A 27,000-nucleotide genomic window follows, 5' to 3' on the forward strand; every position below is an offset into this window, starting at 1 on the left:
CTTTAAAAGAATACATTCTTCAGTTGATTATAGAACCCCAAATGAGTTCTATAATCTAAAAAATAGTAATTTTAAGAATAAGCTAGTAATTAGCATTTAGAGTCTACTTTTGTGGGGCCAATCCGAGGTGAAAATTGGATTTCCAATTTTAAAGAATGATCTTTTATTAAATTTGCTAAGCAAATTAGTTGAAAACAATATAAAAACGTAGTTTTTATGTATTTCCATTTTAAATATTAGGAATGAAATGAGTAATATTAACCATAACTGTCAATTGTCAATTTTCAATTGTCAATTGCTTCTAAAAACTAAGAATAAAATTTAAAACTAATATTATCAATTAATAATTGTATAAAATAAAATATGAACTTGGAACCCTATATTATTCTATAAAAAAATAGATCTAAGTTTTTTTAACTTAGATCTATCTCTATTTCTAATTATTAGCGGCTTTAGCTTTCTGTTCTTCCATCATGCTCTTAACTTTCATAAGTCTTGTTAAGGCTCCTCTTTCATTTTCATCAAGTTTCATTTTTATGTACTTGATTGTTTCTTGTAATTGAGGAATTGTCATATACTCTAAAGCATTAACTCTTCTTCTTGTCTTTTCAATTTCATCTGCCATAAGCTGAGTTGATTTTTCAACCTCTGCAAGCTCAAGAAGCTTTGGTAATATTGAGTATAAATCTTCTAAGGATTCATCAAGCTCCATAGTAGTGGAAGCAAATCCATATGGATATATACTTCCATTATCGCCTTCTAATTTTCTTATAAATTCCATCATTGGAACATTAACACTCATTACATTTTTAGTAGATACATTAACAGATATACTTTCTTTTGGACATGCAAGCGCTGTTTCCAAAACCTCTGGTTCCATAGCTGCACTTGCCATAAAAAAGTTTTTAAATACATTCTGTAAACTATCTTCAACTTCTGCTCTTAATTTATTATTATACTTAACAAGATCTATAAATCTTCTCATAAGCTCATCTTGCTTATCTTTTAAAAGTTTATGACCTCTTGTTGCTGTAGTAAGTCTCTTTTTTAACTTACTAAGCTCCATTCTAGTTGGATTAACATTTAGTCTTGCCATATTTAATCATCCTCTCTTAGAGGTAAATACTTCTCTAAATATTCGTCCCTGATTCTCTTAAGCTCCGTTCTAGGTAGTATAGTTAATAAATCCCAACCTAATTTTAATGTATCTTCTATTGGTCTATTAGCATCAAATCCTTGTGATACATATTCTTTTTCAAATGCTTCAGCAAATTTAGCAAACTTTTTATCTGTATCAGAAAGAGCTGACTCTCCTAATATTGAAGCAAGTTCTTTTGCTTGTTTACCTTGTGCATAAGCTGAGAATAATTGGTTCATTGTATCAGCATGATCTTCTCTAGTTTTACCTTTACCTATACCCTTATCTTTAAGTCTTGATAATGAAGGAAGAACATCTATTGGAGGCATTATACCTTTTTTGTATAATTCTCTTGATAATATTATCTGTCCCTCAGTTATATATCCTGTAAGGTCAGGAATTGGGTGAGTCTTATCATCCTCAGGCATTGTAAGTATTGGTATTTGTGTTATTGAACCTTCTTTACCTTTTATTCTTCCTGCTCTTTCATATAATGTTGAAAGGTCAGTATATAAGTATCCTGGATATCCTCTTCTTCCTGGAACTTCTTTTCTAGCTGCTGAAACTTCACGTAATGCTTCTGCATAGTTTGTTATATCGGTCATAATAACAAGTACGTGCATTCCTCTTTCATACGCTAAATATTCTGCAGTTGTAAGAGCCATTCTTGGTGTAGCTATTCTTTCGATAGCTGGGTCAGATGCTAAGTTCATAAATAGAACTGATCTATCTATAGCTCCTGTTTTTGTAAATTCTTCAACGAAGAATTCAGCTTCTTCAAATGTTATACCTATTGCTGCAAAAACAACGGCAAATTTTGAATCTGAGTTTAAAACCTTCGCTTGTCTTGCAATTTGAGCTGCAAGTTCAGCATGTGGAAGTCCTGATCCTGAGAAAACAGGAAGTTTTTGTCCTCTAACTAGAGTATTAAGTCCATCTATTGCAGATATACCTGTTTGTATAAACTCTGATGGATAGTTTCTAGCTACTGGATTTATAGCTTCTCCATTTATATCAAGTCTTTTGTCTGGAATTATATTTGGACCGTTATCTTTTGGTCTTCCCATACCGTCAAATACTCTTCCTAACATATCTTCTGATACACCAATTTCAAGTGGTCTTCCTAAGAACTTAACTTTAGTTCCTTTTAAGTTTATTCCTGATGATCCTTCAAATAACTGAACCATTGCATTGCTGCCATTTACCTCAAGAACTTTACCTCTTCTTTTTTCACCTGTTTGTAATTCTATTTCAACTAGTTCGTCAAATTTTACTCCTTCAACGCCCTCTACAACCATTAAGGGTCCTACAACTTCTGTAACTGTTCTGTATTCTTTAAGCATTTAGGACACCTCCTTCAACGATTAGTTTATCTACTTCTTTAACTAGTTCTACACCAATTTCATCTATTTTATCTATTTCATTTTCTGGTATATACTTACTTCTAGCAATTTTATCTCTTACTTGCATTTTTAAGATTTTATCTAAATAAACTCCTGCTTCTAATGCTTTTTCAGCTTGTTCTTTAAATGCTATAACTAATTTTAACATTTTATATTGTTTATCAAGTGATGTATAAGTGTCTATCTCATGGAAACCATTTTGTTGTAAATAGTCTTCTCTTATAGATTTAGATACTTCTAATTTTAATCTATCTTTTTCAGATAATGCATCCATACCGATAAGTCTTACTATTTCTTGAAGACTTGATTCTTCTTGTAAAAGAACCATAGCTTCTGTTCTAAGTTCTGACCAATCATCTGCTACTGTCTTATCCATCCAACTTCCTATTTTGTCTAGGTATAGTGAATATGAATTTAACCAGTTAATTGCTGGGAAGTGTCTTTGATATGCAAGTTGTGCATCAAGTCCCCAGAAAACTTTAACTATTCTAAGTGTACCTTGTGTTACTGGCTCTGATAAGTCTCCCCCTGGAGGTGAAACCGCTCCAATTGCTGTTACAGCTCCTTGTCTTCCATCTTTTCCAAGTGCTATAACTTTACCAGCTCTTTCATAGTAATCAGCAAGTCTTGATCCTAAGTATGCTGGATAACCTTCGTCTCCTGGCATCTCTTCAAGTCTTCCTGACATTTCTCTTAATGCTTCTGCCCAACGTGAAGTAGAGTCAGCCATTATTGATACAGAGTATCCCATATCTCTAAAATATTCTGCAATTGTTATTCCAGTATATATACAAGCTTCTCTAGCTGCAACTGGCATGTTAGATGTATTTGCTATAAGAACTGTTCTTTTCATTAAGCTTTCACCTGTTTTAGGGTCTTTAAGCTCTGGGAACTCATTAAGAACGTCTGTCATCTCGTTTCCACGCTCTCCACATCCAACATAAACAACTATTTCAGCATCTCCCCATTTTGCTATTTGGTGTTGAACTACTGTTTTACCAGCTCCGAATGGACCTGGAACAGCTGCTGCTCCACCCTTTGCAACTGGGAAAAATGTATCTATAACTCTTTGTCCTGTTGTCATTGGTTCAACTGGGTTTAATTTTTGTGCAAATGGTCTTCCTTTTCTTACTGGCCATTTTTGCATTAATTGTATTTCTTTATCTCCATTAGAAGTTTCAACTATGCATACTGTTTCTTCAACAGTGAATTCACCAGTTTTTATTTCTTTTATAGTTCCTTCTATACCATATGGAACCATAATTTTATGAAGTACAACTGCTGTTTCTTGAACTGTTCCTATAATATCTCCAGCTTCAACTTCATCACCTACATTTAAAGTAGGATTGAACTCCCATTTTTTAGTTCTATTTAATGATTTTACACTTACTCCCTTTGTAAGGAATGAAGATTTAGATGCTTCCATAAATGCATCTAGTGGTCTTTGTATTCCGTCAAACATTGACTCTATAAGTCCTGGTCCAAGTTCAACACTTAATGTTTCACCAGTAGTTATAACTGGGTCTCCTGGTCCAATTCCTGAAGTTTCTTCATAAACCTGAATTGAAGCTTTATCGCCTCTCATCTCGATGATTTCACCTATAAGACCACTTTCTCCAACTTTAACAACGTCATATATATTAGCTTCATCCATATCCTCAGCAACTACTAAGGGTCCTGAAACCTTAACAATTTTTCCGATCTTCAAGCTACATACCTACCTTTCTATAAGATATTAACACCTACAGCCTTCTCAACATTATCACTAATTCTCTTTTTACCAATATTTAAAGAACCTTGGTTACTTGGAATTAATATAATTGAAGGAAGCATTTCTCTTGTATATCTTTCAATAGTTTCTTCTAAATGCTGTGCTAATTGCTCTGTTACAAATATAACTGCATATTTTTCTCTTGCTAATTTATCTATTGCTTTTCTAGCTTCTTCTATTTCCACAACTGGAAAAACATCTATACCGATTGCTTTAAAAGCTAATACAGAGTCCTTGTCGCCTACTACACCTATCTTATGCATATATATCACGCAACCTTTCTCTTATAATATTGCTATCAACTTTATTAAGTTTTCCTGCAAGTATTATTCTTACTATTTTAAGTTCCGTTTCTCTTGCCATAGTATACGCTATTATAGGTTCTGGTCCAAAGTTAACTCTCTTAGCATTTTTTATATAATCCATTAAATAATTATCTGAGTGAACTTCAATTGAAGTGTATTTTTTGCTTAAATTAAAATCTTCAAGCACTGAATTTAAAACTTTATCATATCCATACTTAGATACTTTCTTTATAAATGTTTCAAAACTTACACTAAGTCCTTCTAATAATATAGCTTTAGATATATATCCATCTTCGATTATAACTTTTTCTAAAAACTTCATGTCTTTGTCTTGAGATTTAACTCTAAGCATAGTTTTTATATTTGTTAGATCTATAACTCTTCTTACATAACCTTCTATAAAGTCAACTTCACAAGTTTTTGCTTTTTCTAACATATCCTTATATTGATATTTATCTAAAATTATATCAATATTTTGTGAATCCTTAGTTTCTTCAAAATCTATTTCGGTTTTCTTTATGGCTTCTCTCATTATAGGCTCTAGATTTCTTAAATCATTAGTTACAATAGATGTCTTTAAAACATCGACATCTACTGTACCTAATGGAATTAATAGTGATGATAAATCACTATTAATTATTTTAGACTTTTCTAGAACTTTAATATTATGATAATCATATTTTAAACTCATAATATCTACAATTAATTTGTAAGGAGAAACCTCATACATAAGAGAGTATAATTTTTTTAACTCCTCGCTTAATGCAGCTTCGTAATCTTCAACTCTTTTTAATAATGATATGCTATCATTATATTGAGTTTCTGAAAGAACTTTTATAGCATCTTCTAATGAAGGGCTTTCAATCATTCTTTCAATTTTTACTTTATCAAGGAGTTTCGTTTCAATAACTCTTAACCTAGCCACCGCATGAGTAAAGTCCATTCTATCCATATGGCTATCCTCCTTAAAATTAATTAAATAACGTATTAGCTACTTCATTTTCTAATTCGTATCTTAAAGAGTTTATAACATCTTCAAATGAACAGTTAATTTCTATTCCATTTTTAGAAAGTATAAATCCTCCATTAATATCTCTATCTTCATTACTTAAAGAAATTGTTGCATTTTTAATTTCACTATTTAATTCACTTATGAATTCTTCAGTTATTTTTTCTTTATCCTTAGCATTTACTATTAAATCTTGCTCACCATTTAAAGGTAATGATTTAATTTGATTTTTTACATATGCTAAGAATTCATCTTTTTTCATATCATTTAATTTATTAATAGCTTCATCAAAAGCTCTATTTATAACAGTTTGTTTTGCTATAAGCTTTTCATTTCTTACTTGTAATTCAGCTTTAGAGATTCCTCTATCAAAAAGGCTTTTTCCCTCAATTTTAGCTTTCTCTAGAATGCTTTCACTTAATTTTTCAGCTTCATTTTTCTTTTTATTAATTATTTCAGTCTCTTTTAATTTTGCTTCATTAAGTATATCTTCGCTTTTATTTCTAGCATCTTCTATAATTTTGGAAGTTAAATTATCTAAATTCGACATTATAATCACGTCCTCAATTAAAAACTTATTTTTTTAATTAAAACTTAGCGTTTAAGATTAAAAGTAGAGACATAACGAATCCTAAAAGTGCATAAGTTTCAACCATAACTGTTAATATGATACCTTTTGTATTGTGCTCTGGTTTTTTAGCTAATATTTGGATTGCTGCTGCAGCTGTTCTAGCCTGAGATATAGCTGATTTCCATCCTGCAAAAGCTATTGGTAAACATGCTGCAAATAAGTATAATCCGTTTGCAAGTGACATATCTACACCAACTTGGAATGATACCATAAGTGCTATAACGAAACCATATAATCCTTGTGTACCTGGTAGTAATTCTAATATAAGAGCTTTACCAAACTTTTCTGGTTCTTCAGTCATTAAGCCTGTTGCCGCTTCTCCAACCATACCTACTCCTCTAGCTGAACCTATTCCTGGAAGTATTGCTGCTAATGCTATACCCATTGCTGCAAAAACTATTCCTCCATTTTCTATTAAGAATTGTGATAAACTTGTCATAAAAAATTCCTCCTTATTTCTTTACGATTTTTACATATTTTGAACTATATTTTAATGGGCTAAAAGCAGATCCTCCACCTTCATAGAACTTACCAAAATACTCTAAGTACTGAAGTCTTGAAGTGTGTACATATGCACCTAGTGCATTTATAAATAAGTTAAATAAATGTCCTACAACAAATATTAAAGTACCTGCTAATATTTTTGCTACAGGGTTTCCAAACATACCTATCATCATGTTGAAAGCCATACTTATAAATCCTGTTGCAAGGCCTAATGCCGCTAATCTTGTGTATGATACTAAATCTCCTACATATCCTGTTATGTTGTATAAAGAATAGAATCCTTGACCTAATTTTCCACCAATAGATTTTTCTTGTCTACCATTTGTTAATACAATTAGTACCATACAAGCTATTGCTACATATTTAGCAACATTCACTACAGTAGGGTTGTTTATTGTACCAAAAGCACCTAAGCCCCAAACTAAAAGGCCTGTTAGTACTCCGTACCAAATTCCAACATCCCATAGTGCATCTAATGGTTTTTTGTCTCTTATAAGCATATATGCTTTTATTCCTAAACCTACATAAATTTGAATTAATCCTAATGCTACTGCAACTATCATAAGTAACATTACATCCTGATCTGGCTTCATCCATACTGCTGGTATTTTAATTGCATCTCCAAAATAACTACCATACATTATTCCCCAGAAAGTAGTAGATAATCCTAAAACACAGAACATTTTAAATGATTTTTTCATTCCATCATCTAGGTTAAATAATTTTAATCCAACTAATGTACCTATAACTAATAAAAGTCCATATCCAGCATCTGATAGCATCATTCCAAAGAATAAAATATAGAATGGCATAAATAATGCTGTTGGATCAACTTCACCATATTTAGGTAAACTATACATTTCTGTAATTGGCTCAAATGCTTCTGCTATTTTTCCATTTTTAAGAAGTATTGGTGTTTCATCACCTTCTGCATCTTCTATTTCCAAGTAGTAGTCATTTCCTACAACTTCCTTTATAGCATTTTCAAATGCATTTGATTGTTCATATGGAACATATCCATTAATTGTTACTACATTTTTGCTCTTGCCAAATTTTTCACAACTTTTAAGCTTAAGAAGCTCACTTTCATAATACTCATACACAATTTTAAATTCTTGTATATGATTTTCATGATTTTGAATTTCATCATTTATTTCTTTTAATTCTAATTTTAATTCTTGTATTTTACTATCAAATTGTTTTATTACTTCACGTGGTGTCTCTTCATACTGATATTCAACTTTTGTAAAACTATATCTTTTTAATATTGTTTCAACATCTTTAAAGTTATCTTTATGACATAATACTAATATATTGGAGTCTTTACCATTTTCACTTACAACTTCTAAATATACTGTATCTGACACCTCTTCAGTATCTAATCTTAAATTTTCTAATAAATTTTGAGGAACACTTCCTAAATATGCAACTGAATTTTTTAATTTTTTCCCTGAATTCATTGGCATATCTAAGTTTATCCACTTGCTTAGTTCATCAATATCACTTGATAGTTTACTTATTCTTTGACTCTTGTTATTAATTTTCTTTTCAAGTTCTTTTAAAAGGATATATTCATCCTTCCAATTAATTTTTTGTACTCTTTTTTCAAGATCTTCATAAGTTAAACTTTCTTTTCCTTCTTTTAGTTCTTTAAGCATACCTTTTTTCTTTTCATATTTGCTTAAAAAATCAATAGCAAATTTTACTTCGGCTTGCTTTTCTTCAACTTCAGATATTTCAACATAAGCAGAATCTTGCTTTAAATACTCTTTAAACTGTTCATCATCAATGTTAAATTCAGTAAATTGAACAGTTTGTAACCTTTGCAAATTCTGTAAAAGTTTCTTTTTTTGTGATTCAAAGGCTAAAAGAGTAAACTTCTTCATTTTAACTATTGCCATTGAAATTCACTATCCTCTCAATTACTAATTTAACTGCATCATTGAACCTATCAGCTTCCACATTTAGTGTGCTTTGTATTTCTTTTTTACCATTTGCTAAAATTGGTTCACATTTTTCTTTACTTTCTTCTAGGAATTTGTTTTTTATTTCTTCACTCTTCCTATTTGCAGCTACTATAATTTCAGTATATTGACTTTTTGCTTTAGCTTCAGCATCTCTTACTAAGGTCTTGCTTTCATTTAAAGCATTTTCAATAATTTTACTAGCTTCATCTTCTGCTAGCTTTACTTTATTAATTGCTTCTAATGCCAAAATATCACCACCTTCTTATTGTTAATTATAAGATTTATGTAAGAAGTATTAGAAATCACATCTTACATAATATTAAATATCTTATAAAACATATAAAAATACTTATAAAGAGTTTTTATTTACCACTTATTATAAGTAATTTTTTCTAATTGTACAAGTGTTATGTGAAAATTATTATATTATTTAACAAATTTTTAACAAATTATTTCCTGCTCGACATATTATAATGTTTAGTTACAAATTCCTTCAAGTTCTATCCACTTAGGTTTGTCGCTATAAAAACCTATGTATGTATCTTTTTTCATAATTTTTCCACATTTGAAATATTCATTTAAATTATATTTAAATGTTTCTATATATATATCGTTTGAACTCTCTATAACATTATCCTCTAATAATATTTTTTTAATTTCACGTTCTACATTTTTTTCTACACTTTTGTCTAAAAATGTAGGAAGACCTCTTTTTTTATTATAAACTAAATAATCGAATTTAATTATGTCCTTTAATAAGGAACTATCCTCTTTTAAAAACTCATTATTAAACTCTAAAAATACCTTGTAATAATCTTGTGATGAAATATTTCTATCAAAATATCCCTTTTGTTTGTAAAACTTTGCTAGTGATTCATAAAAATCAAAAGGTGTTTTAAATATATTATGGTTTATAAAATAGTTTATTATGTTACTAAATTTTCCGCTATTTAAATATTTATCTACCATATGCTCAATTTCTTTTAAAATTATAAGTTCTTTATAACTTATATCCTTTGTTTTTAAAATTTCATATGGTGGATACTTACTATACTTCATGCCCCAAAAATCTGCATCCATCCTCATTGATGAGCCTTTTAAAAGTTTTAAAAATCCTAGTTGCAATTCATCTGGTCCTATATTGTAAACATCATTAAATGAATTTTTGAATGAATTAAAATCTTCACCTGGAAGTCCTGCTATTAAATCTAAATGTTGCATTATATTTTTTAAACTTTTAAGTTCTTCTACCTTCTCCTTTATCTCACTAAAATTAACATGTCTATTTATATTTCTTAAAATTTCATCATTAGTAGTTTGAACTCCCACTTCAAATTGGAATAATCCTTTTTTTGCTTTTGATAATGTTTTTATTGATGCTTCCCTTAAAAGATCCGCTGAAATTTCAAAATGAAATCTAGTTTCATTACCATTCTCAATAAGATAATTCCATATTTCATTGGCAAACTTTTCATTACAGTTAAATGTTCTATCTACAAATTTTACAAGTCTAACTTTCTTATCTATAAAGTATTTAAGTTCTCTTTTTACTCTTTCTATTTCTAAAAACCTTACCCCATGGAACGTTGATGATAAGCAATATTTACAATTAAATGGACACCCCCTAGAAGCTTCATAATAAACTATCTTATTTTCTAAGTTTTCATCTTCTTCATAAGGAAAAACAATTTCGTTCATATCCATTAGTTTTCTCTTATTTCCATGTTTTATTTCTGATCCATCTCTAAAATATAATCCATCTACTTTTTCAAATTGAACATTTTTCCCATCTTTCTGTTTTAGTTTTAGTTCAATAAACTCTCTATAAGTTTTCTCTCCCTCTCCTTCTATAACATAATCTCCTACATAATCCTTTAAAAATTCCTCGCTATCATAACTTACTTCTGGACCACCATAAAAAATCTCAATACTTGGATCTATAGTCTTTATAAGATTTGTAACTCTTTCAATGAATTCAATATTCCAAATATAGCATGAAAAACCTAGAATACTAGGTTCTTTTGCTATTATTTCAGAAACTACTCTCTCAACATTATCATTGATTGAAAACTCAACATTTTCACATTCATAATTTAAATCTTTTGTATATGCTTTTAAGTATCTTATAGCTAAATTGCTATGTATATACTTTGCATTAATACCTACTAATAAAACTTTCATTAATTTATCTCCTCTTTCTACAAGTTATATGATATATTTCATTACCTACCCTTGAATATAAGACTTCAAACTTTTTACTCAAAAGTGATATTGTTCTATCTATTGAACTTATTTTTAATAAATTACCATCTTTTATGTTTATTTTCTTTAAACTTTTATCTGGCATATAAACTTTTATATTTTTTTCATAAGTTTTCCCCTTTTTCTTTTCAATATCCCAAATATATAAAATTCCATCTCTTTTTAAATATTTATACGCTTCTTCTAATATTTGTTCTCTTTCAAATACATTAGTCATTGTACTTAATGAAAAAAATAATACACAATTGTCATACTGCTCACATTCTATTGAACATTTCTCATTTTTTTCAACATAATTTATGTCACCATCATTATTTAAATATTTAAAGAGATTATAAATAACACCATAATTATCTTTTCCAATATCTAAAATATTTCCACTAAAAATTTGATCTTGCAAATTAATAAAAACTGTATTTTCCATAAATGATCACCTCATATTCTAATATACTTATAATATTTCTATGAATGGTATTTTTTTCCTTCCTTTTTATGGTAAAATATATTCTTATTATAAAAGGTGGCATAACTTTAGTTATCCACCTTAACATGTAAGAATTTTATAATCATGAACTTTACTATCTTTTAATTAGAATAGCTTATTATATATTATCACAACTTTATATTATATAATAATCAATAGATTTTTCAAATAATAGTTTTTATTTACATAATTTTTTCCATATGCATAAAAGAGTTATTTGAAATTAAACTAATAATGAAATTTCAAATAAACTCTTTTACTTCATATTTATTAAATATTATTATTTTTTCTAAGTATAAATTTTAAACTTTATTACAATTTAAATGAATACTATTTACATTTTATATTCTTATTTTTTATAAAAATAACTATGATAACTACAGCAACTGTTATTATAAGTGTAGCTATATATCCCCAAAATCTATTTACATTGAGTGCATTCATTTCTTCATTTTCTTTCTTTATTTCATATATATTACCTTGTGAAGATTCTAAAATTTTTAGCCCATCTTTACTAAACTTAATACTTTTAATATCTGACTTATTTCCTAAACTAACAAACTTTTTAGGAGATTTCTGAACTCCACTACTATATATAATTTTTTCTACACTATCATAAAAAAACATATCATCCTTTTCACCTAACTTACCCTCTTTATCAATTGCAATATTTTTTAGAGCACTTACTTTATCATGTTGATATACTGGCGCTTCAATTTTTGTTCTTGGATGTTTTTGCAAAACAAAATTTTGAGTTTTTCCACCTTCATCTTGGAACCTAGGTGAGTTTATAGGGTCACCGCCTGAATAATCAGGGAATCCATACCATTCACTTTTATTAATTTCATAAATATAATCCACATCATTCTTCACAGGCCTCTCGCCTCTATCTTCCATACCTCCAACTATTGCATATAGTTTTTCTTTGCTTGAAAAATCAAAGCCAGTTATATTTCTTATTCCCCATGCAAAAGTTTCATATGCTTTACTTTCTATGTTATAAATTAAAACACTAGAATTTCCTATTTCATCTTTTTCTATAATTTGATCTTTAAAACTCTCTTTTCCCTTTTCTCTAAATGCACCTGTATTATATTCTCCAAAATTAGTTCCATTTAAAATTAACTTTTGTGAACTATGATCTCTCTCCATAGGATACTCTTTTATCCACTCATTATCATTTCCTACAACACCTGAATTTGTAGCTGCACCTATAGATATAAAAATATATTTATCTTTTATTTTTATATCCATATCAGTATAATCCCCTACATTAGGTATTTCAGTTACACATTCTTCTGTTTCTTTTGTTGAATTGTTAAATGCCATTATCTTTCCTTTTGATGCAAAATATATAATATCATCTTTATAATCTATGCTAGTTATATCTAAATTATTATCTGAAAACAATTTATAACTTTTACCATTTTCCTCAATTACTATAATTTTATTTTTAAATGCTATGTAAAAATTGTTTTTTTCATCTTCTACAAAATCTCTTGCACCACTTAATCCTTTAAACTTTAAATTAATTTTAATGTTATCTTTTTCTTTTGCAACACCATACCCTGTTTTATTTATATTTATAAAAACAAAACTTAAAATCATAAGTGATATAAGCATTATAAACCCTAATTTTTTTTTCATAAACTCACCTCTACTTTTATATTTCAGTTTATATATACTATTTCTATTCATGTTAAATTACATTTATTTCAATTTTTAACAACTTTAAGTTATTAAAATTATTATTAAATTTAATAATAATATAACAACAATTAATATAAAAACTATTTACTATTTTCACATTAATTGTTATTATGTTTAAGTTGAGAAAAATTTTTATTGTAAAATAATCCTCATGTAAACTTATACATAAGGATTTATACATAATTAAAAAATTATTTTGAAGGAGGACTTTTCTTATGAAAGATCCAAGAATTGCTACATTAGCAAAAAATTTAATCAATTATTCATGTCAATTAAAGCAAGGTGAAAAAGTTCTTATTGAATGTGTAGGACTACAAACTCAACTTGTTAATGAATTAGTTAAAGAAGCTTACAATGTTGGTGCTCATCCTTTTGTCAGCATAAAAGATAATGAAGTTGAAAGAGCTTTACTTTCAGGTTGTAATGAAGAACAAATGAAATTAAGAGCAAAAATAGATGCTGAAAGAATGGCTGAAATGGATGCATATATTGGTATAAGAGCTGGTAATAACTTAACTGAGTTATCAGATGTTCCAAGTGAAAAAATGGGTATATATTCAAAAGAATATATGATGCCTGTACATATGGATATAAGAGTTCCAAAAACTAGATGGGTAGTTTTAAGATATCCTAACCATTCTATGGCACAAGCTGCTGATATGAGCACTGAATCATTTGAAGATTTCTATTTTAATGTATGTAATCTTGACTACGGAAAAATGTCAAAAGCAATGGATCCATTAGTTAATCTTTTAGAAAAAACTGATAAAGTTCACTTAAAAGGTGAAGGCACTGACTTAACATTCTCAATTAAGGATATTCCTGTTGTTAAATGTGCTGGAGAAATGAATATTCCTGACGGTGAAGTTTATACTGCACCTGTTAAAGATTCAGTTAACGGATATATAACATACAATATTCCTGCTGTATACCAAGGATATACTTTTGAAAACATAAAACTTGAATTTAAAGATGGAAAAATAATAAATGCAACTGCTAATAATACTCAAAAAATAAACGATGTATTTAATACTGATGAAGGTGCTAGATATGTAGGTGAATTTGCAATTGGAGTTAACCCTTATATTTTAAATGGTATGAAAGATACTCTATTTGATGAAAAAATAGCAGGCTCTATACACTTTACTCCTGGAAATGCATATGATACTGCATTCAATGGAAATACATCTTCAATTCACTGGGATTTAGTTTATGTTCAAAGACCTGAATTTGGTGGTGGAGAAATTTACTTTGATGATGTGTTAGTAAGAAAAGATGGTTTATTTGTACTTGATGAATTAAAAGTATTAAATCCTGAAAACTTAAAATAGCAATATTAATAAAAACTATTGTTTATATAGCTTATGTTGTATAAACAATAGTTTTTTTATTTATTATCTAATTTGCTTCTAAATTCTCCGGAACATTTCCTAGCGTCTTTTTATAGAATATGAAAAAGCATGTTATTGTTGTTAATGCAGCTGTTATATCTGCAATTGGTTCCGCAAGTAAAACACCTTGCAATTTATTTTCAATAAACATAGGTAATATAAATATTAGTGGAATCAATAAAACAATTTTTCTTAAAAGTGCTAAAATTAAAGACACTTTTGCTTGTCCTAATGCTAAAAATGTTTGTTGACATGCTATTTGCGCACCAAACAAGAATATTCCACCAAAGAATATCTTTATACTCCATGATGTTATTTCAACAAGTTCTGGTTTATTATTAAATATACCTACAAATACTTGTGGGAAAAACATAAGTCCACACCACATAAATACTGTATATATCATGCAACTTTTTAGAAGTAATTTAAATGTAGACTTAACCCTTTCTAATTGTTTTGCTCCAAAGTTATAACTTATTATAGGTTGAGCTCCCTGTGTAAGTCCCATAAGTGGCAACATTACAATTTGCATTATACTACTCATTATAGTCATTGCCCCTACCGCTAAATCTCCTCCATACATTTGAAGTTTATTGTTTAATGATATTAAAACTAAGCTTTCAGTTGCTTGCATTATAAATGGTGATATACCTAATGCCATAATAGGCATTACAACTTTTAGACTTGGTAATATATATTTTTTTCTAATTTTTAATACGCTCTTTTTCCCAAATAAGAATATAACAACCCAAGCTGCTGAAACAAACTGTGCTGTTATAGTCGCTATTGCTGCTCCTTTAACCCCTAAACCAAATCCAAATATAAATATAGGGTCTAACACTATATTTATAACAGCTCCAATTAAAACTGTTATCATTCCTGTTTTTGCAAATCCCTGTGTATTTATAAAAGGGTTCATGCCTAAAGCAATTTGCACAAACAAAGTTCCTATTAAATATATATTTAAATAATCTTTTGCAAATCCTATAGTAGATTCACTTGCTCCAAAAGCCCAAAGTATAGGCTCACTAAAAATCAAAAATACTCCTGTTAAAATTATAGCTATAATTATAAGAGTAGAAAAACTATTACTTAATATTTTCTCTGCCCCATCATTATCTTTCTCACCCATTTTTATAGCTACAAGTGGTGCTCCACCCATACCAATAAGTGCTGCAAAGGCAGAAATTATCATTATTATAGGAAATGCCACTCCTACTCCAGCCATAGCTAAATCTCCATTAGCCATTCTTCCTATAAAAATTCGGTCAACTATGTTATATAAAACATTTACTATCTGCGCTATAATTGCCGGTGTCGCTAATTTTAACAATAGTTTTCCTACACTATCATTTCCTAAATCCACATTATTATTAGACACATTAATCGCTCCCATCATTTTATGAATATCAATTCATTTAATATATATCTATATATTACTACATTTTGATTGAATTATAAATATATTTTATCTAAATAATTTCTATTGACCAATTATCTAATTATAAGCAAACTTCATATGATTTATTTTTTTATTTTATTTATTAACATTTTGAATAAATATCTATCTCACATCATAACTATTATAAGACACAATATAATTTTAATTATTAAATACTATAGGGTTCCAAGTTTGAATTTTAAATAACATCTTTATCAAATGATATTATTAAACTTACAGTTTATTTCTGTTTTTATATTTGGAACCAAGTAAGAATTAAGAGTGAACAGTGAAAAGTTATGGTAGATATTACTCACTTCGTTCCTAATATCTAGAAATAGAAATGCTTAAAAACTACGTTTTTATATTGTTTTCAATTAATTTACTTAGTAAATTTAATAAAAAATCATTATTTTAAATTGGAAGTCCAATTTTTGCATTCACTTTCAATTTTCAATTTTCCATTTTCAATTAAATTAATTAGAATTCTCAACTGAAACATAAATAACTTAAAGTTTAGACTTGTATTCCTATATATGGAAATAATCTAATGTTTTAGTTTTCTTTCCTTAAAAATTATGAGTTAAAGTTTAACTATTATTAGCATAAGCTTTAAAATGAACAATTTGCTCTTTTAAATGAATTTTTTTGATAAGTATAAGTATTTTATTTATTGCTAATTAAAATATATATAGAAATAAACATATATGAGTTTTAGGAATTTTTTATATTGGAGGTTTTTTTATGGGTAGTGATAATTTTTATAGAGATACTTTTGTTTTAACTATTTCAAATCTTACAATGGCTATTATTAGATTTATTTTTTCAATTATTCTATCGGACAAGCTCGGTCCTGAAGGTGTTGGACTTTATGGTCTTATAATGCCTATATATGATTTATTTTGTTGTCTAGTTTGTGGTGGTATAGTAGCTGCAATTTCTAAAGAAGTTTCATCTTATCATGGGACAGGCTCTTACAAAAATATGAATAAAAGTGTGAGATATAATTTTGCTTTTCTATTACTTTGGTCTATCTTTGTTACTGTTATTATGTTTATTTCTGCACCTTTAATAACTAAATATGTTATTAAAGACCCTAGAACTCTTTATTCACTTTGGATATTATGTCCTGCTATAATTTTCATTGCACTTTCATCTATCCTTAAAGGATATTTTTTTGGTGTAATGGAGGTAAATACTCCTGCAATAATAGATATAGTGGAAAAAGCACTGAGATTATTCATAACTTTAAGTCTTATAGATTTGCTTCTACTTAAAGATATAACAACTACAGTAACTGCTACTTATGCCTCATTCACTATTGGAGAATTTGTAAGCTTTGTGCTTTTATATATCTTCTTTAAAAGAAGTTCTAAGAAATTTACTGAAGCAAAATCTAAAGATAAAGAAACAGAAAATGGGGCTCAACTTTTATATAATTCTTTTAAAACGGCATTTCCACTAGCTGTAAACGGATTTTTAACAACAGCAATAACTAGTGCTTCTACTTTATTAATCCCAAGAAGATTAATAGTCAGTGGTATGACCTATAATATGGCATTAGAATCAATAGGAAAATTTTCAGGTATGGCTCTTACAATAATATTTTTTCCACTAGTTATAGTAAATTCTATGGCTACAATATTAGTTCCTGATATTTCACAAAGTCTTACAAAAAAAGATTATAAAAGTATAGGTATAAGAGTAAATGAAGTAATTAAAATGTGTTTTATCCTAGGTGTTAGTATAATGATTATTTGTTTCATGATTCCTGACAATTTGGGTCTTCTCTTTTATAAAAGAAATGATTTAAGTTCATTTATAAAGTCTGCGGCAATTTCTGTTCCATTTCTTTATGCATCAAGCTGTACATATGGAATATTAAATGGCCTTGGTAAACAAAAGAAAATCCTTATAAATTCAATACTTACTTCAGTTATAGAACTTGTTATTATGTATTTTTTAATGGCTATTCCAAAGATTAATATCTATGGATTTGCTATAGGTCTATTTGTATCATCACTTCTAGGTTTTATACTTAATCTAATTGAAATAAATAAAACAGTTAAGTTATCTATTAACCTTTATGAAATATTAGTTATAACTGCTCTTTCTTTAATATGTATATTTACTATAAAAATTTTAAATGCAACAATATCAAATGATAATTTTCTAATTAAAAATATTATTTTATTTGCCATTAGTTTCGCATTGTTTTTCGGTTCAATTTTCACTATAAGAAAAACATCTACTAATTCTAATGTCTATTACTAATTTTTTTACGAAAAAAAACTATGAAATTTAAATTTCATAGTTTTTTGTTTATCTAATATACTTAAGTAATTTATTTGGTATTAAATTTGTAAGTTTTTTAGGAAGTATGTTAAGTTCTCTTTTATTAATTCCACCAAGAACCAAAATGGTAATTCCATATACAATTATAGCTATTATTATTGATATAACTAATGATAATGCATTACCTATATACCCACCTAAAATAACCATGAAGATTTTATTTAATCCCATATAAGAATAACCGCATGCAACTCCCATTATAATTGATGCAATTAATGGTTTTATCATAGCAACTATTACTTTTACTTTTACTTTTAAAACTCTATTTATAAGCCACTGATTAAGTATAAACATGACAATAAATGATGATGCTGAACTTATTATAGCACCATAAACATTTATACTTGGCATTGATACAACAAAATAATTAATAATTATTTTTACAACCATTCCAATTGCACAAAATATAGTTGCAGCTTTTACTCTTCCTAATCCTTGTAGTATAGATGTTTGAAGATATACTATACCCATTATAACTAATACAAATGAACCATATATTAAAAAGGTTGAAATTTCTTGATCCATTTTAAGCATTCTTAGTATTGGCTTACTAAGAACTGCAAGTCCCATAGCTGAAGGCACTGCAAGTAAATACATAAGTTTTGTAGTTGAATTTATACTGGTTTTAACTGCTTTTCTGTCTTTTGCTGCAACATAAGTTGCTATCATTGGAACAGCAGAAACAGATATAGAACTTACAAGTCCTAACGGAACATTAATAAGTGTGTTATACTGTCCATAAAATCCCCAAAGTATATTGGTTTGTGCTTTAGAATAACTTAGTGTATCCATAAGCGTATGTTTAACCATTTTTATATCAATAATACTTCCAAGTTGTTGTATAGCAATGGCTATAGTTATTGGAATTACATACTTTATAATCTTTTTTAATATTTCTTCATTACTATCTCTCTTGACATTAGGATTATTTTTAATTGTCCCTAATCCTCGGCTACCTCTTTTTCTATAGTAATAAACAAAATATATTAATGCCAAAAATGCCCCTATAGTTGTTCCTACTGTACCACCAGCTACACCAATTTCTAACGAAACTTTTATAAGAAAGTATGCAAATAATAAACTAAATACAACGTTTGCTATTTGTTCCATTATTTGAGATACACCTGTAGGAATCATATTCCCAAGTCCTTGAAAATATCCTTTATAACAACTTAAAACTGTTGTTAAAAGCATAGTAGGTGCTATTGCCATTAATGCTATTTTTGCTTGTTCACTTTTCATAACCTTTGTAATTGGTCCTGCAAAAACTATTAAAATTATAGTTGAAATTAGTCCAATACATATAGCAAGAAGTCTTGATATCTTAAATGCCTTTACAGCATCCTTTTTATTACCAACTGATACATATTCTGCTATTATTTTTGATATTGCAACAGGAAGTCCTGCATTTGCAATCATATATATATATGCATATATTCCATAACAACTTTGATATATTCCTACACCTTCTTGACCTAATATAGCTCTTAAAAAAGGAAGGTATAAAATTGACATAATTTTGGATATAAACATACTTATACTTAATATAGCCATACCCTTAGCAGCAGATTTTGTATCAAAATTTGAACTACTACCCATGATATTCCTCCACTAAAATTTAAATACATCCGTTTTTATCTTCTTTAAAATAGGTGGAAGAGATTCTGCTATTGTTTTTCCTTTTAAATAAGATAAATTTTCTCCCGTTTCTTTAAATATTACTTTATATGCATAAAGGAACTGATAATCAAGTCCATATCTATTTATAAAGAAACTATTTAATTTTTTCTCTCCATATTTAAGATCTCCAACAATTGGATTTCCTAAGTATGATAAATGTGCTCTTAATTGGTGACTTCTTCCTGTTAAAAGCTCTAATTCTACTAGTGAAAAAGTACCACAACTTTGAATGTTTTTAACATTCATTGCTATATGTTTTGTGTTTGGTTTTGGCACATCTGATATACTTGATATATTGCTATCTTCATTTTTAGATATATATGCTTCATAATATCCTTCTTTTATTCTACCTTTTACTAGTGCAGTATAAAACTTCTCAACTTTTCTATCTCTTATCATTTCATTCATTTCTTTTAAAGCTGCAAAATTCTTACCATATATAACAATTCCTGAAGTATTTCTATCTAATCTATTGCAAGGTGCAGGAATAAATGTAACCTCTTTCTCTGGTTCATAATCACCTTTATCATAAAGATATGATAAAACATAATCTGTTAATGTTTTATCTCCATTCTTTTTATCACTATGTACTAACACTCCTGGCCATTTTTCTACCATAAGTATATTTTCATCTTCATATGTAATTTTTAACTTATTATCTATTCTTTGAAAAGTATCTTTCTTTTTCTTTTCTGCTTCTGTTTTTATTTCTCTAAATTCTATTACATCACCATCTTGTAGTGAATATTTTTCTTTAACCTTTTTACCATTAACCTTAATATCACCTTTTCTAAAAGATTTATATATTGCACTTAATGGAACATCCTTTAAAAGCTTTCTAGCAAATTTATCACATCTCTGTCCTGCTTCATTCGGTCCTATATTTATTTTCATATTTTTTCCTCCTGTAATATCTATTTTAAATTTATTACTTATTTAAAAAATCAATAGCCATAGCTACTTGTAACTTTACACCTATAGATAAACACTCTTCATCTATATCAAATAAACTACTATGAGCAGGATTAACTATATTTTTTTCTTCATTTCTACATCCTAACCAGTAAAATATTGAAGGAACCTTTCGTGAAAAATATGAAAAACTTTCAACTCCCATAGTTGGATTATCTATAATTTTAACATTTTTCTCACCTAAAATTCTTTTTGAAGATTTTTCAAATTCATAGTAAATATCATCATCATTTATAACACATGGATAACCATCATTTACTTCAATCTCACATTCTCCACCTTTTATATTTACTATACCCTCTATAACATTTTTAAATCTTCTAGTTATATATTCTCTTTCATCAGGATTTACAGTTCTTATCATTCCTTCTAAAACAACTTCATCTGCTATTGCATTTTGTGCCATTCCACCATTAATTTTTCCAACTGTAATTACAGCTGGTGAAGTTGGCGAAATTTCTCTACTAACTAAAGTTTGAAGCATAAGTATTGCTTCACTAGCTATAACAATCGCATCTATACCTCTATGCGGACTTGCTCCATGTGATCCCTTACCTCTAATTATAACTTTAAATGGATTAGATGATGCATAAACCACACCTCTTTTTATGCCTATTTTTCCACATGGAATCTCTTCATTTACATGAAGTCCTATCATAGTGTCAACCTTAGGATTATCTAGAACTCCATCATCTATCATTGCTTTTGATCCACCGCTTGTTTCTTCTGCTGGTTCAAAAATAATTTTAACTGTTCCACTAAATTCTTCTTTTAAATCATTTAAAACTTTTGCTGCTCCTAATGCTATAGTCATATGAGCATCATGTCCACAAGCATGCATTTTTCCTATACTTTGAGACTTATATGTACAATTTTTTTTATCTGTAATGGATAATGCATCCATATCAGTTCTTATTCCAATAGTCTTACCTTCATTTTTGCCCTTAATTTCAGCAACTAAACCACTTCTGCCAATTTCTTTATACGAAATATTTTCCTTATCTAGAAAAACTTTTATCTTACTAATTGTTTTAGGAAGCTCAAAATCAAGCTCTGGACTTTTATGGAATTCTCTTCTTAATTCTATTAATTCCGGTTGTAAATTATTTATATTGTTTATAAAGTCCATATTATATCTTTTCCCTTCTATATTAAACTTATCTATCTAATAAATTCTATAGATACTATTTTCTTTATATATACTAAAACACTAAAAAAAATAATAGACAATAAGCCTATTACATTTTTAAATATTTTTAAACTTAATATTGATTATATAACATTATTTATAATACTTCAAGAAATAGCAAAAAAACAGGATTTTCATCCTGCTTTTTAATCTCCATATTCACTTGAATATCTATATAATAAATTTTCTTTTAATTTCCAAAGTTTAGTTGATAAATCAACATAATAATGATGTGGATTTTGAAGTCTTAAAACTTCTGGCCAAAGTTTCTTTTGCTCTTGTTTTGCATATTCTCTAATTTCCATAACTGAAGGACTATTATACACTTTTTCACCTTTTTCAAAAACTTTAACCATTAATTCTTTAACATAATAATTTTTTATTTTCTTTCTTTTCCAAGTAAAAGTAGGATCGAATATTTCTAGTGTTTCATTTTCATCAATGATTTCATCATTTGTACATATTAAATCTGCAATAGCTTTATCTGTATGTTTATCAAATATTCTATATATCTTTTTAAAACTTGGATTTGTTATCTTTTCTATGTTTTCACTTATCTTTATCTTTGGTATTATTTCTCCATTTTTTTCTACAGCTACTAACTTATATACTCCACCAAATACAGGCTCACTTTTTGCTGTTATAAGTCTTTCACCAACACCAAAACTATCAATAGGTGCACCACTTTCTAATACAGATGTTATTATAGATTCATCTAGTGAATTAGATATAGTAATTTTCACATCTTCATAACCTGCATCATCTAGCATTTTTCTAACTTCTTTAGTAAGGTATGTTATGTCACCACTATCAATTCTAACTGCTTTTGGTCTTCTTCCCATAGGTTTTAAAACATTCTCAAATACTCTTATAGCATTAGGTACTCCTGATTTTAATACGTTATATGTATCTATTAAAAGCACTGTATTATCTGGATAAGTTTCTGCCCATGCTTTAAATGCTTCATATTCAGAATCAAATAATTGAACCCAAGAATGTGCCATAGTTCCAATTGCGGGTACATTAAACATTTCTTCTGCTATAGTACATGCAGTTGATGAACACCCTCCTATAATTGCAGCTCTTGCTCCATATATAGCTCCATCATACCCTTGTGCCCTTCTAGATCCAAATTCCATAACTGGTCTTCCTTTAGCAGCTTCGCATATTCTAGCAGCTTTTGTAGCTATTAATGTTTGATGATTTATAGTAAGTAACATCATTGTTTCGATGAACTGTGCTTGCATTATCGGTCCTTTTACAGTAACTAATGGTTCCCCTGGGAAAACTGGTGTACCTTCTGGAATTGCCCAAACATCGCAGCAAAACTTAAAATCTTCTAAATATTTAAGAAATTTATCATCAAACATATTTTTAGCTCTTAAGTAATCTATGTCATCTTTTGTAAACTTTAGACTACTTAAAAATTCAATAGCCTGCTCTACTCCAGACATTATACAATATCCTCCACCATCTGGAATTTTTCTGAAAAACATATCAAAATAAGCGATAGTATCTTGCACATTATTATTTAAATATCCATTTATCATAGTTAATTCATAAAAATCTACTAACATTGTTAAGTTTCTATGATTTTTAACATTAAAACTTTCTAAAGTACTCATTTTTTATCCCCTTACTGTTTTATAAATTCTGTGTTATATTATAACATATTAGATACTCATAATCTATATGTTATATAATATATACATTACTTCATAAATATAATCAAGGAGGAATTATGTATACAGAATATAAAAATCTTGACAATGAAAAAATAAACGCAATTTTACATGATTCTGGAAATATTTTAGTTAGTGCCGGTCCTGGTAGTGGTAAAACTACTGTTATAGTTCATAAAGTATATCACTTAATTAAATATAAAAAAGTCAATCCTCAAAATATAGTAGTAATAACATTCACTAAAGCCGCTGCTGATAATATGCGTGAAAAATTTAAATATATATATAAAGATAGTCGCATTCCATTTTTCGGAACTTTTCATGGTCTCTTTTATAAAATTCTAATTAATTATTATGGTGAAATTAAACTTATAAATTCTACAGAGACTTTTAAATTAGTAAGAAGTTTTTTATCTTCTTACATGGATGAGGTAAGTGATGAAAAAGTAAAAGAATACATAAACAATATATCTTTATATAAAACAAGTGGACTTAATATTTCCGATTTTGAAACCAAGCTAGATAAAGATTTATTTAAAAATACATTTGAAATATATGAAAGCTATAAAAAAGAAAAAGGATTATATGATTTTGATGATTTACAAATAATGTGCCGTCAATTATTTATAAAAAATCCAAAACTTTTAAATGGTTATCGTGAGCTTTTTAAATATATTTTAGTAGATGAATTTCAAGATTGCGATGAAATTCAAATAGATATTTTAAAAATGCTTAATTATAATAATTCAGTGTTTGCAGTAGGTGATGAAGATCAATGTATCTACTCATTTAGGGGATCAAAACCTCATTATATGGTGGACTTTGAAAATACTTTTTCTAATTCTGAAATATTATATTTATCTCGAAATTATAGATGTTCAAAAAACATAGTAGAAATCTCCATGGATTTAATAAAAAACAATAAATTAAGAAGAGATAAAAATATAATCTCTCAAAAAAGTAATGATGGAGATATTCGTGTATTAAAACTAATGGATGATACATCTGAGAGTAAATATATAGCTAATCATATAGAAAAAGCTATAGCTTCAAATACATATACATATAATGATTTTGCAATTTTATATAGAACTAATATTGAAAGTCGTAGAGTAATTGATGTCTTTATAAAAAGATCTATTCCTTTTAAACTTTTAGACAAAGAATATAATTTTTTCAACCATTTTATTTGCAAAGATATAATTTCATATCTTAAACTTAGTTTAGATCTAAAATCTAAAGAAGACTTTATTCGTATAATAAATAAGCCTTTTAGATATATAAGTAAAAATGCTATAGAAAAAATTAAAAATTCTATAATTGAGATAGATTGTTTTGAATCACTAAAAGATATGGATAATATTAGAAGTTTCCAAATGAAAAGTTTAGATGATTTAAGAAATGATATAGCTTATTTAAATAAAATGTCATTAAATTCCGCTATAGCTTTTATTATACAATCACTAGGTTACTATGATTATCTTATCGAGTATTCACAAAAATTTAAAATAGATATTAAAGATTTTGAAGGTATTTTGGAAGAATTTAAATCTGTTGCATTTGAACATAAAACAATAATTTCATTTCTATCATATATAGATGAATATGATAATTATTTAAATAATAACAATAGTAATAAAGATGGTGTAATATTAAGTACCATTCATGGTGTTAAAGGTATGGAATTTAATACTGTATTTATAATTAACTTAGTTCAAGGTTATTTACCTCATGAAAATAATATAGATGAGAACTTAGAAGAAGAAAGAAGACTTATGTATGTTGGAATCACCAGATCTATTGAAAATTTATTTCTTTTAATTCCGTCTAAAGTTCAAAATAAATCTTATAAGCCATCTCAATTTATAAATGAATGCAATTACAAATTAAAACTTCCATTTAAAGTTAATGATGTTGTACGATATCAAGGAAAAGATGCTGCTACTATAACTTATATAGATGAAAATATTATAGAATTAAAATTTAAAAATGAAACAAAAAAATTTGACTTATCAGTTTTATTAAACTCTAATCTAATAGAAAAACTATAGGGATCTCCATTTAAACACCCTATAGTTTTTCTATATTTAAGCCTCATATTTTAAATCCTCTTTTTTAATGAAATCCACAACCAAATTATTTAAATTCATAGCATCATCTAATGCATTATGTAAATCTCCCTTAAATTCTATATTACAAAATTTCAATGCATTAACAAGTCCTATTGCACTTTTACTATGTACATTGCTACAGAATTCACATTGAAAATCTACATAATTTTTAATCATCTCATTAACTATTTTTACTTTATTTTTATTAATTAAATTATCACTTTCTAGCACCTTTATATCAGCCATTCCCCAGCTTACATAAATAGATTTAGAATCCCCTACCCATTCAGAAAATTTTTTCATAACACTATTAAAACTTTTTGCATTATCAATTTCATCTTGATTTATATTAGTAAGTTCCACTATTTTCTCTTGTAATATATAGCTAATTTTAGGCTTTATTAAAGAGTAAAATGTTTCAACCTTTCCAGTTATACGACTATATTTTACTGCTCCGATAGATATAGTTTCATTTATATTTCTATCATCTAAAGAGGCATAGTTCATTTCTAAATCAAAAGAAATTATATTATTACAATCATCATCTAAACCTTGTAAAGTTTTTGAAACAGTTCCATTGTTTTTCTTTTGATTTATTTTCTTAACCTTCTTATTTTGTGGTTTATTATATATTATTTTCCAATTACTATGACTAATAAATATCTCTTTTGATTTCTGGTATGAATAATACTTCTTATTACTAATATCTTTAAAGTTTTTTAAATCTTTTACTATATATTCATTTTTAACTATTATAGTTATATTATGATTTTTAGTAATATTATTAGTCATATGTAACTCTTCTAAAAATGAGATTATTAAGGCGAAAATTTTCTGCCTACTTTCTTTTATATTGATACACTTTATACTATAGTTACTTTTAAATATTACCTTACTATCTTTTTCTAAATATATATGTACTAAGTTCTCTTTTTTAAATTTATTATATTTTTCCTTATAATAACATATAAAATTCATTTTCTCATTCATTTTTA

21 protein-coding genes are annotated in these 27,000 nt (G+C 27.5%); 3 read left to right on the top strand and 18 right to left on the bottom strand.

All coding sequences use genetic code 11. The annotated features are described in order from the left end of the window. Nucleotides 1-436: 436 nt before the first annotated feature. The 12 genes from AC07E4_RS03985 to AC07E4_RS04040 form a co-directional block, all read right to left on the bottom strand. The gene (locus AC07E4_RS03985) at nucleotides 437-1,096 is read right to left on the bottom strand and encodes a V-type ATP synthase subunit D (RefSeq protein WP_040329157.1); all 660 of its coding nucleotides are present in this window, start codon (nucleotides 1,094-1,096) and stop codon (nucleotides 437-439) included. A gap of 2 nt (nucleotides 1,097-1,098) precedes the next feature. Further along, nucleotides 1,099-2,481 carry a V-type ATP synthase subunit B gene (locus AC07E4_RS03990; protein ID WP_040329158.1) on the bottom strand — a complete coding sequence of 461 codons (1,383 nt, stop codon included), beginning with the start codon at nucleotides 2,479-2,481 and terminating at the stop codon, nucleotides 1,099-1,101. Then, nucleotides 2,474-4,249 carry a V-type ATP synthase subunit A gene (locus AC07E4_RS03995; protein ID WP_040329159.1) on the bottom strand — a complete coding sequence of 592 codons (1,776 nt, stop codon included), beginning with the start codon at nucleotides 4,247-4,249 and terminating at the stop codon, nucleotides 2,474-2,476. Before AC07E4_RS03995 ends, AC07E4_RS03990 begins: the two co-directional genes overlap by 8 nt. Before the next feature lie 17 nt (nucleotides 4,250-4,266). Next, nucleotides 4,267-4,575: a V-type ATP synthase subunit F gene (locus tag AC07E4_RS04000; protein WP_101541705.1), complete on the bottom strand. Its 309-nt coding sequence runs from the start codon at nucleotides 4,573-4,575 to the stop codon at nucleotides 4,267-4,269. Then, nucleotides 4,568-5,569, bottom strand: coding sequence for a V-type ATP synthase subunit C (locus AC07E4_RS04005; RefSeq protein ID WP_040329163.1), 1,002 nt, complete (start codon nucleotides 5,567-5,569; stop codon nucleotides 4,568-4,570). Before AC07E4_RS04005 ends, AC07E4_RS04000 begins: the two co-directional genes overlap by 8 nt. A gap of 19 nt (nucleotides 5,570-5,588) precedes the next feature. Further along, nucleotides 5,589-6,176, bottom strand: a complete 588-nt coding sequence (locus tag AC07E4_RS04010) for a V-type ATP synthase subunit E (RefSeq protein ID WP_040329164.1) — start codon at nucleotides 6,174-6,176, stop codon at nucleotides 5,589-5,591. A 37-nt stretch (nucleotides 6,177-6,213) separates the two neighbouring features. Then, a complete protein-coding gene (locus tag AC07E4_RS04015; RefSeq protein ID WP_040329166.1) occupies nucleotides 6,214-6,696 on the bottom strand; it encodes a V-type ATP synthase subunit K in 483 nt (160 codons plus the stop codon). A 13-nt stretch (nucleotides 6,697-6,709) separates the two neighbouring features. Continuing rightward, nucleotides 6,710-8,662: a V-type ATP synthase subunit I gene (locus AC07E4_RS04020; RefSeq protein WP_040329167.1), complete on the bottom strand. Its 1,953-nt coding sequence runs from the start codon at nucleotides 8,660-8,662 to the stop codon at nucleotides 6,710-6,712. Next, nucleotides 8,649-8,975 (bottom strand): hypothetical protein, encoded by a 327-nt coding sequence (locus AC07E4_RS04025; protein WP_040329169.1) that lies wholly within the window; start codon nucleotides 8,973-8,975, stop codon nucleotides 8,649-8,651. The genes AC07E4_RS04020 and AC07E4_RS04025 overlap by 14 nt, the downstream gene beginning before the upstream one ends. 230 nt (nucleotides 8,976-9,205) lie before the next feature. Then, nucleotides 9,206-10,909 carry a B12-binding domain-containing radical SAM protein gene (locus AC07E4_RS04030; protein WP_040329171.1) on the bottom strand — a complete coding sequence of 568 codons (1,704 nt, stop codon included), beginning with the start codon at nucleotides 10,907-10,909 and terminating at the stop codon, nucleotides 9,206-9,208. A 4-nt stretch (nucleotides 10,910-10,913) separates the two neighbouring features. Further along, nucleotides 10,914-11,414, bottom strand: a complete 501-nt coding sequence (locus tag AC07E4_RS04035; RefSeq protein WP_430828513.1) for a class I SAM-dependent methyltransferase — start codon at nucleotides 11,412-11,414, stop codon at nucleotides 10,914-10,916. 390 nt (nucleotides 11,415-11,804) lie between these two features. Further along, complete coding sequence (locus tag AC07E4_RS04040) at nucleotides 11,805-13,121, bottom strand: PQQ-dependent sugar dehydrogenase family protein (RefSeq protein WP_478215803.1); 1,317 nt, start codon at nucleotides 13,119-13,121, stop codon at nucleotides 11,805-11,807. 278 nt (nucleotides 13,122-13,399) lie between these two features. Here AC07E4_RS04040 and AC07E4_RS04045 point away from each other — a divergent pair, with 278 nt between their 5' ends. Beyond that, the gene (locus AC07E4_RS04045; RefSeq protein ID WP_040329174.1) at nucleotides 13,400-14,515 is read left to right on the top strand and encodes an aminopeptidase; all 1,116 of its coding nucleotides are present in this window, start codon (nucleotides 13,400-13,402) and stop codon (nucleotides 14,513-14,515) included. A gap of 67 nt (nucleotides 14,516-14,582) precedes the next feature. Here the strand turns inward: AC07E4_RS04045 and AC07E4_RS04050 are convergent, their stop codons facing one another. Then, nucleotides 14,583-15,956: an MATE family efflux transporter gene (locus AC07E4_RS04050; RefSeq protein WP_242838432.1), complete on the bottom strand. Its 1,374-nt coding sequence runs from the start codon at nucleotides 15,954-15,956 to the stop codon at nucleotides 14,583-14,585. An 804-nt stretch (nucleotides 15,957-16,760) separates the two neighbouring features. Here AC07E4_RS04050 and spoVB point away from each other — a divergent pair. Then, entirely contained in the window at nucleotides 16,761-18,290 is a 1,530-nt protein-coding gene (spoVB, locus tag AC07E4_RS04055) for a stage V sporulation protein B (RefSeq protein WP_430828511.1), read from the top strand. 48 nt (nucleotides 18,291-18,338) lie between these two features. Here the strand turns inward: spoVB and AC07E4_RS04060 are convergent, their stop codons facing one another. The 4 genes from AC07E4_RS04060 to AC07E4_RS04075 all read right to left on the bottom strand — a co-directional run bounded on the left by AC07E4_RS04060 (nucleotide 18,339) and on the right by AC07E4_RS04075 (nucleotide 23,837). Then, nucleotides 18,339-19,970, bottom strand: coding sequence for a putative polysaccharide biosynthesis protein (locus tag AC07E4_RS04060; protein WP_478215804.1), 1,632 nt, complete (start codon nucleotides 19,968-19,970; stop codon nucleotides 18,339-18,341). A 12-nt stretch (nucleotides 19,971-19,982) separates the two neighbouring features. Next, nucleotides 19,983-20,945, bottom strand: a complete 963-nt coding sequence (locus AC07E4_RS04065; RefSeq protein ID WP_040329178.1) for an RluA family pseudouridine synthase — start codon at nucleotides 20,943-20,945, stop codon at nucleotides 19,983-19,985. A 34-nt stretch (nucleotides 20,946-20,979) separates the two neighbouring features. Further along, nucleotides 20,980-22,152 (bottom strand): M20 metallopeptidase family protein, encoded by a 1,173-nt coding sequence (locus AC07E4_RS04070; protein ID WP_478215805.1) that lies wholly within the window; start codon nucleotides 22,150-22,152, stop codon nucleotides 20,980-20,982. 206 nt (nucleotides 22,153-22,358) lie between these two features. Then, a complete protein-coding gene (locus tag AC07E4_RS04075) occupies nucleotides 22,359-23,837 on the bottom strand; it encodes a nicotinate phosphoribosyltransferase (protein WP_478215806.1) in 1,479 nt (492 codons plus the stop codon). Nucleotides 23,838-23,953: 116 nt separating this feature from the next. Between AC07E4_RS04075 and AC07E4_RS04080 the strand changes: the two genes are divergently transcribed. After that, a complete protein-coding gene (locus tag AC07E4_RS04080; RefSeq protein WP_430828508.1) occupies nucleotides 23,954-25,945 on the top strand; it encodes an ATP-dependent helicase in 1,992 nt (663 codons plus the stop codon). A gap of 36 nt (nucleotides 25,946-25,981) precedes the next feature. Here the strand turns inward: AC07E4_RS04080 and AC07E4_RS04085 are convergent, their stop codons facing one another. Further along, nucleotides 25,982-26,995: a 3'-5' exonuclease gene (locus AC07E4_RS04085; protein WP_040329184.1), complete on the bottom strand. Its 1,014-nt coding sequence runs from the start codon at nucleotides 26,993-26,995 to the stop codon at nucleotides 25,982-25,984. Nucleotides 26,996-27,000 lie beyond the last annotated feature (5 nt).

This window comes from Clostridium amazonense, from assembly GCF_056431285.1.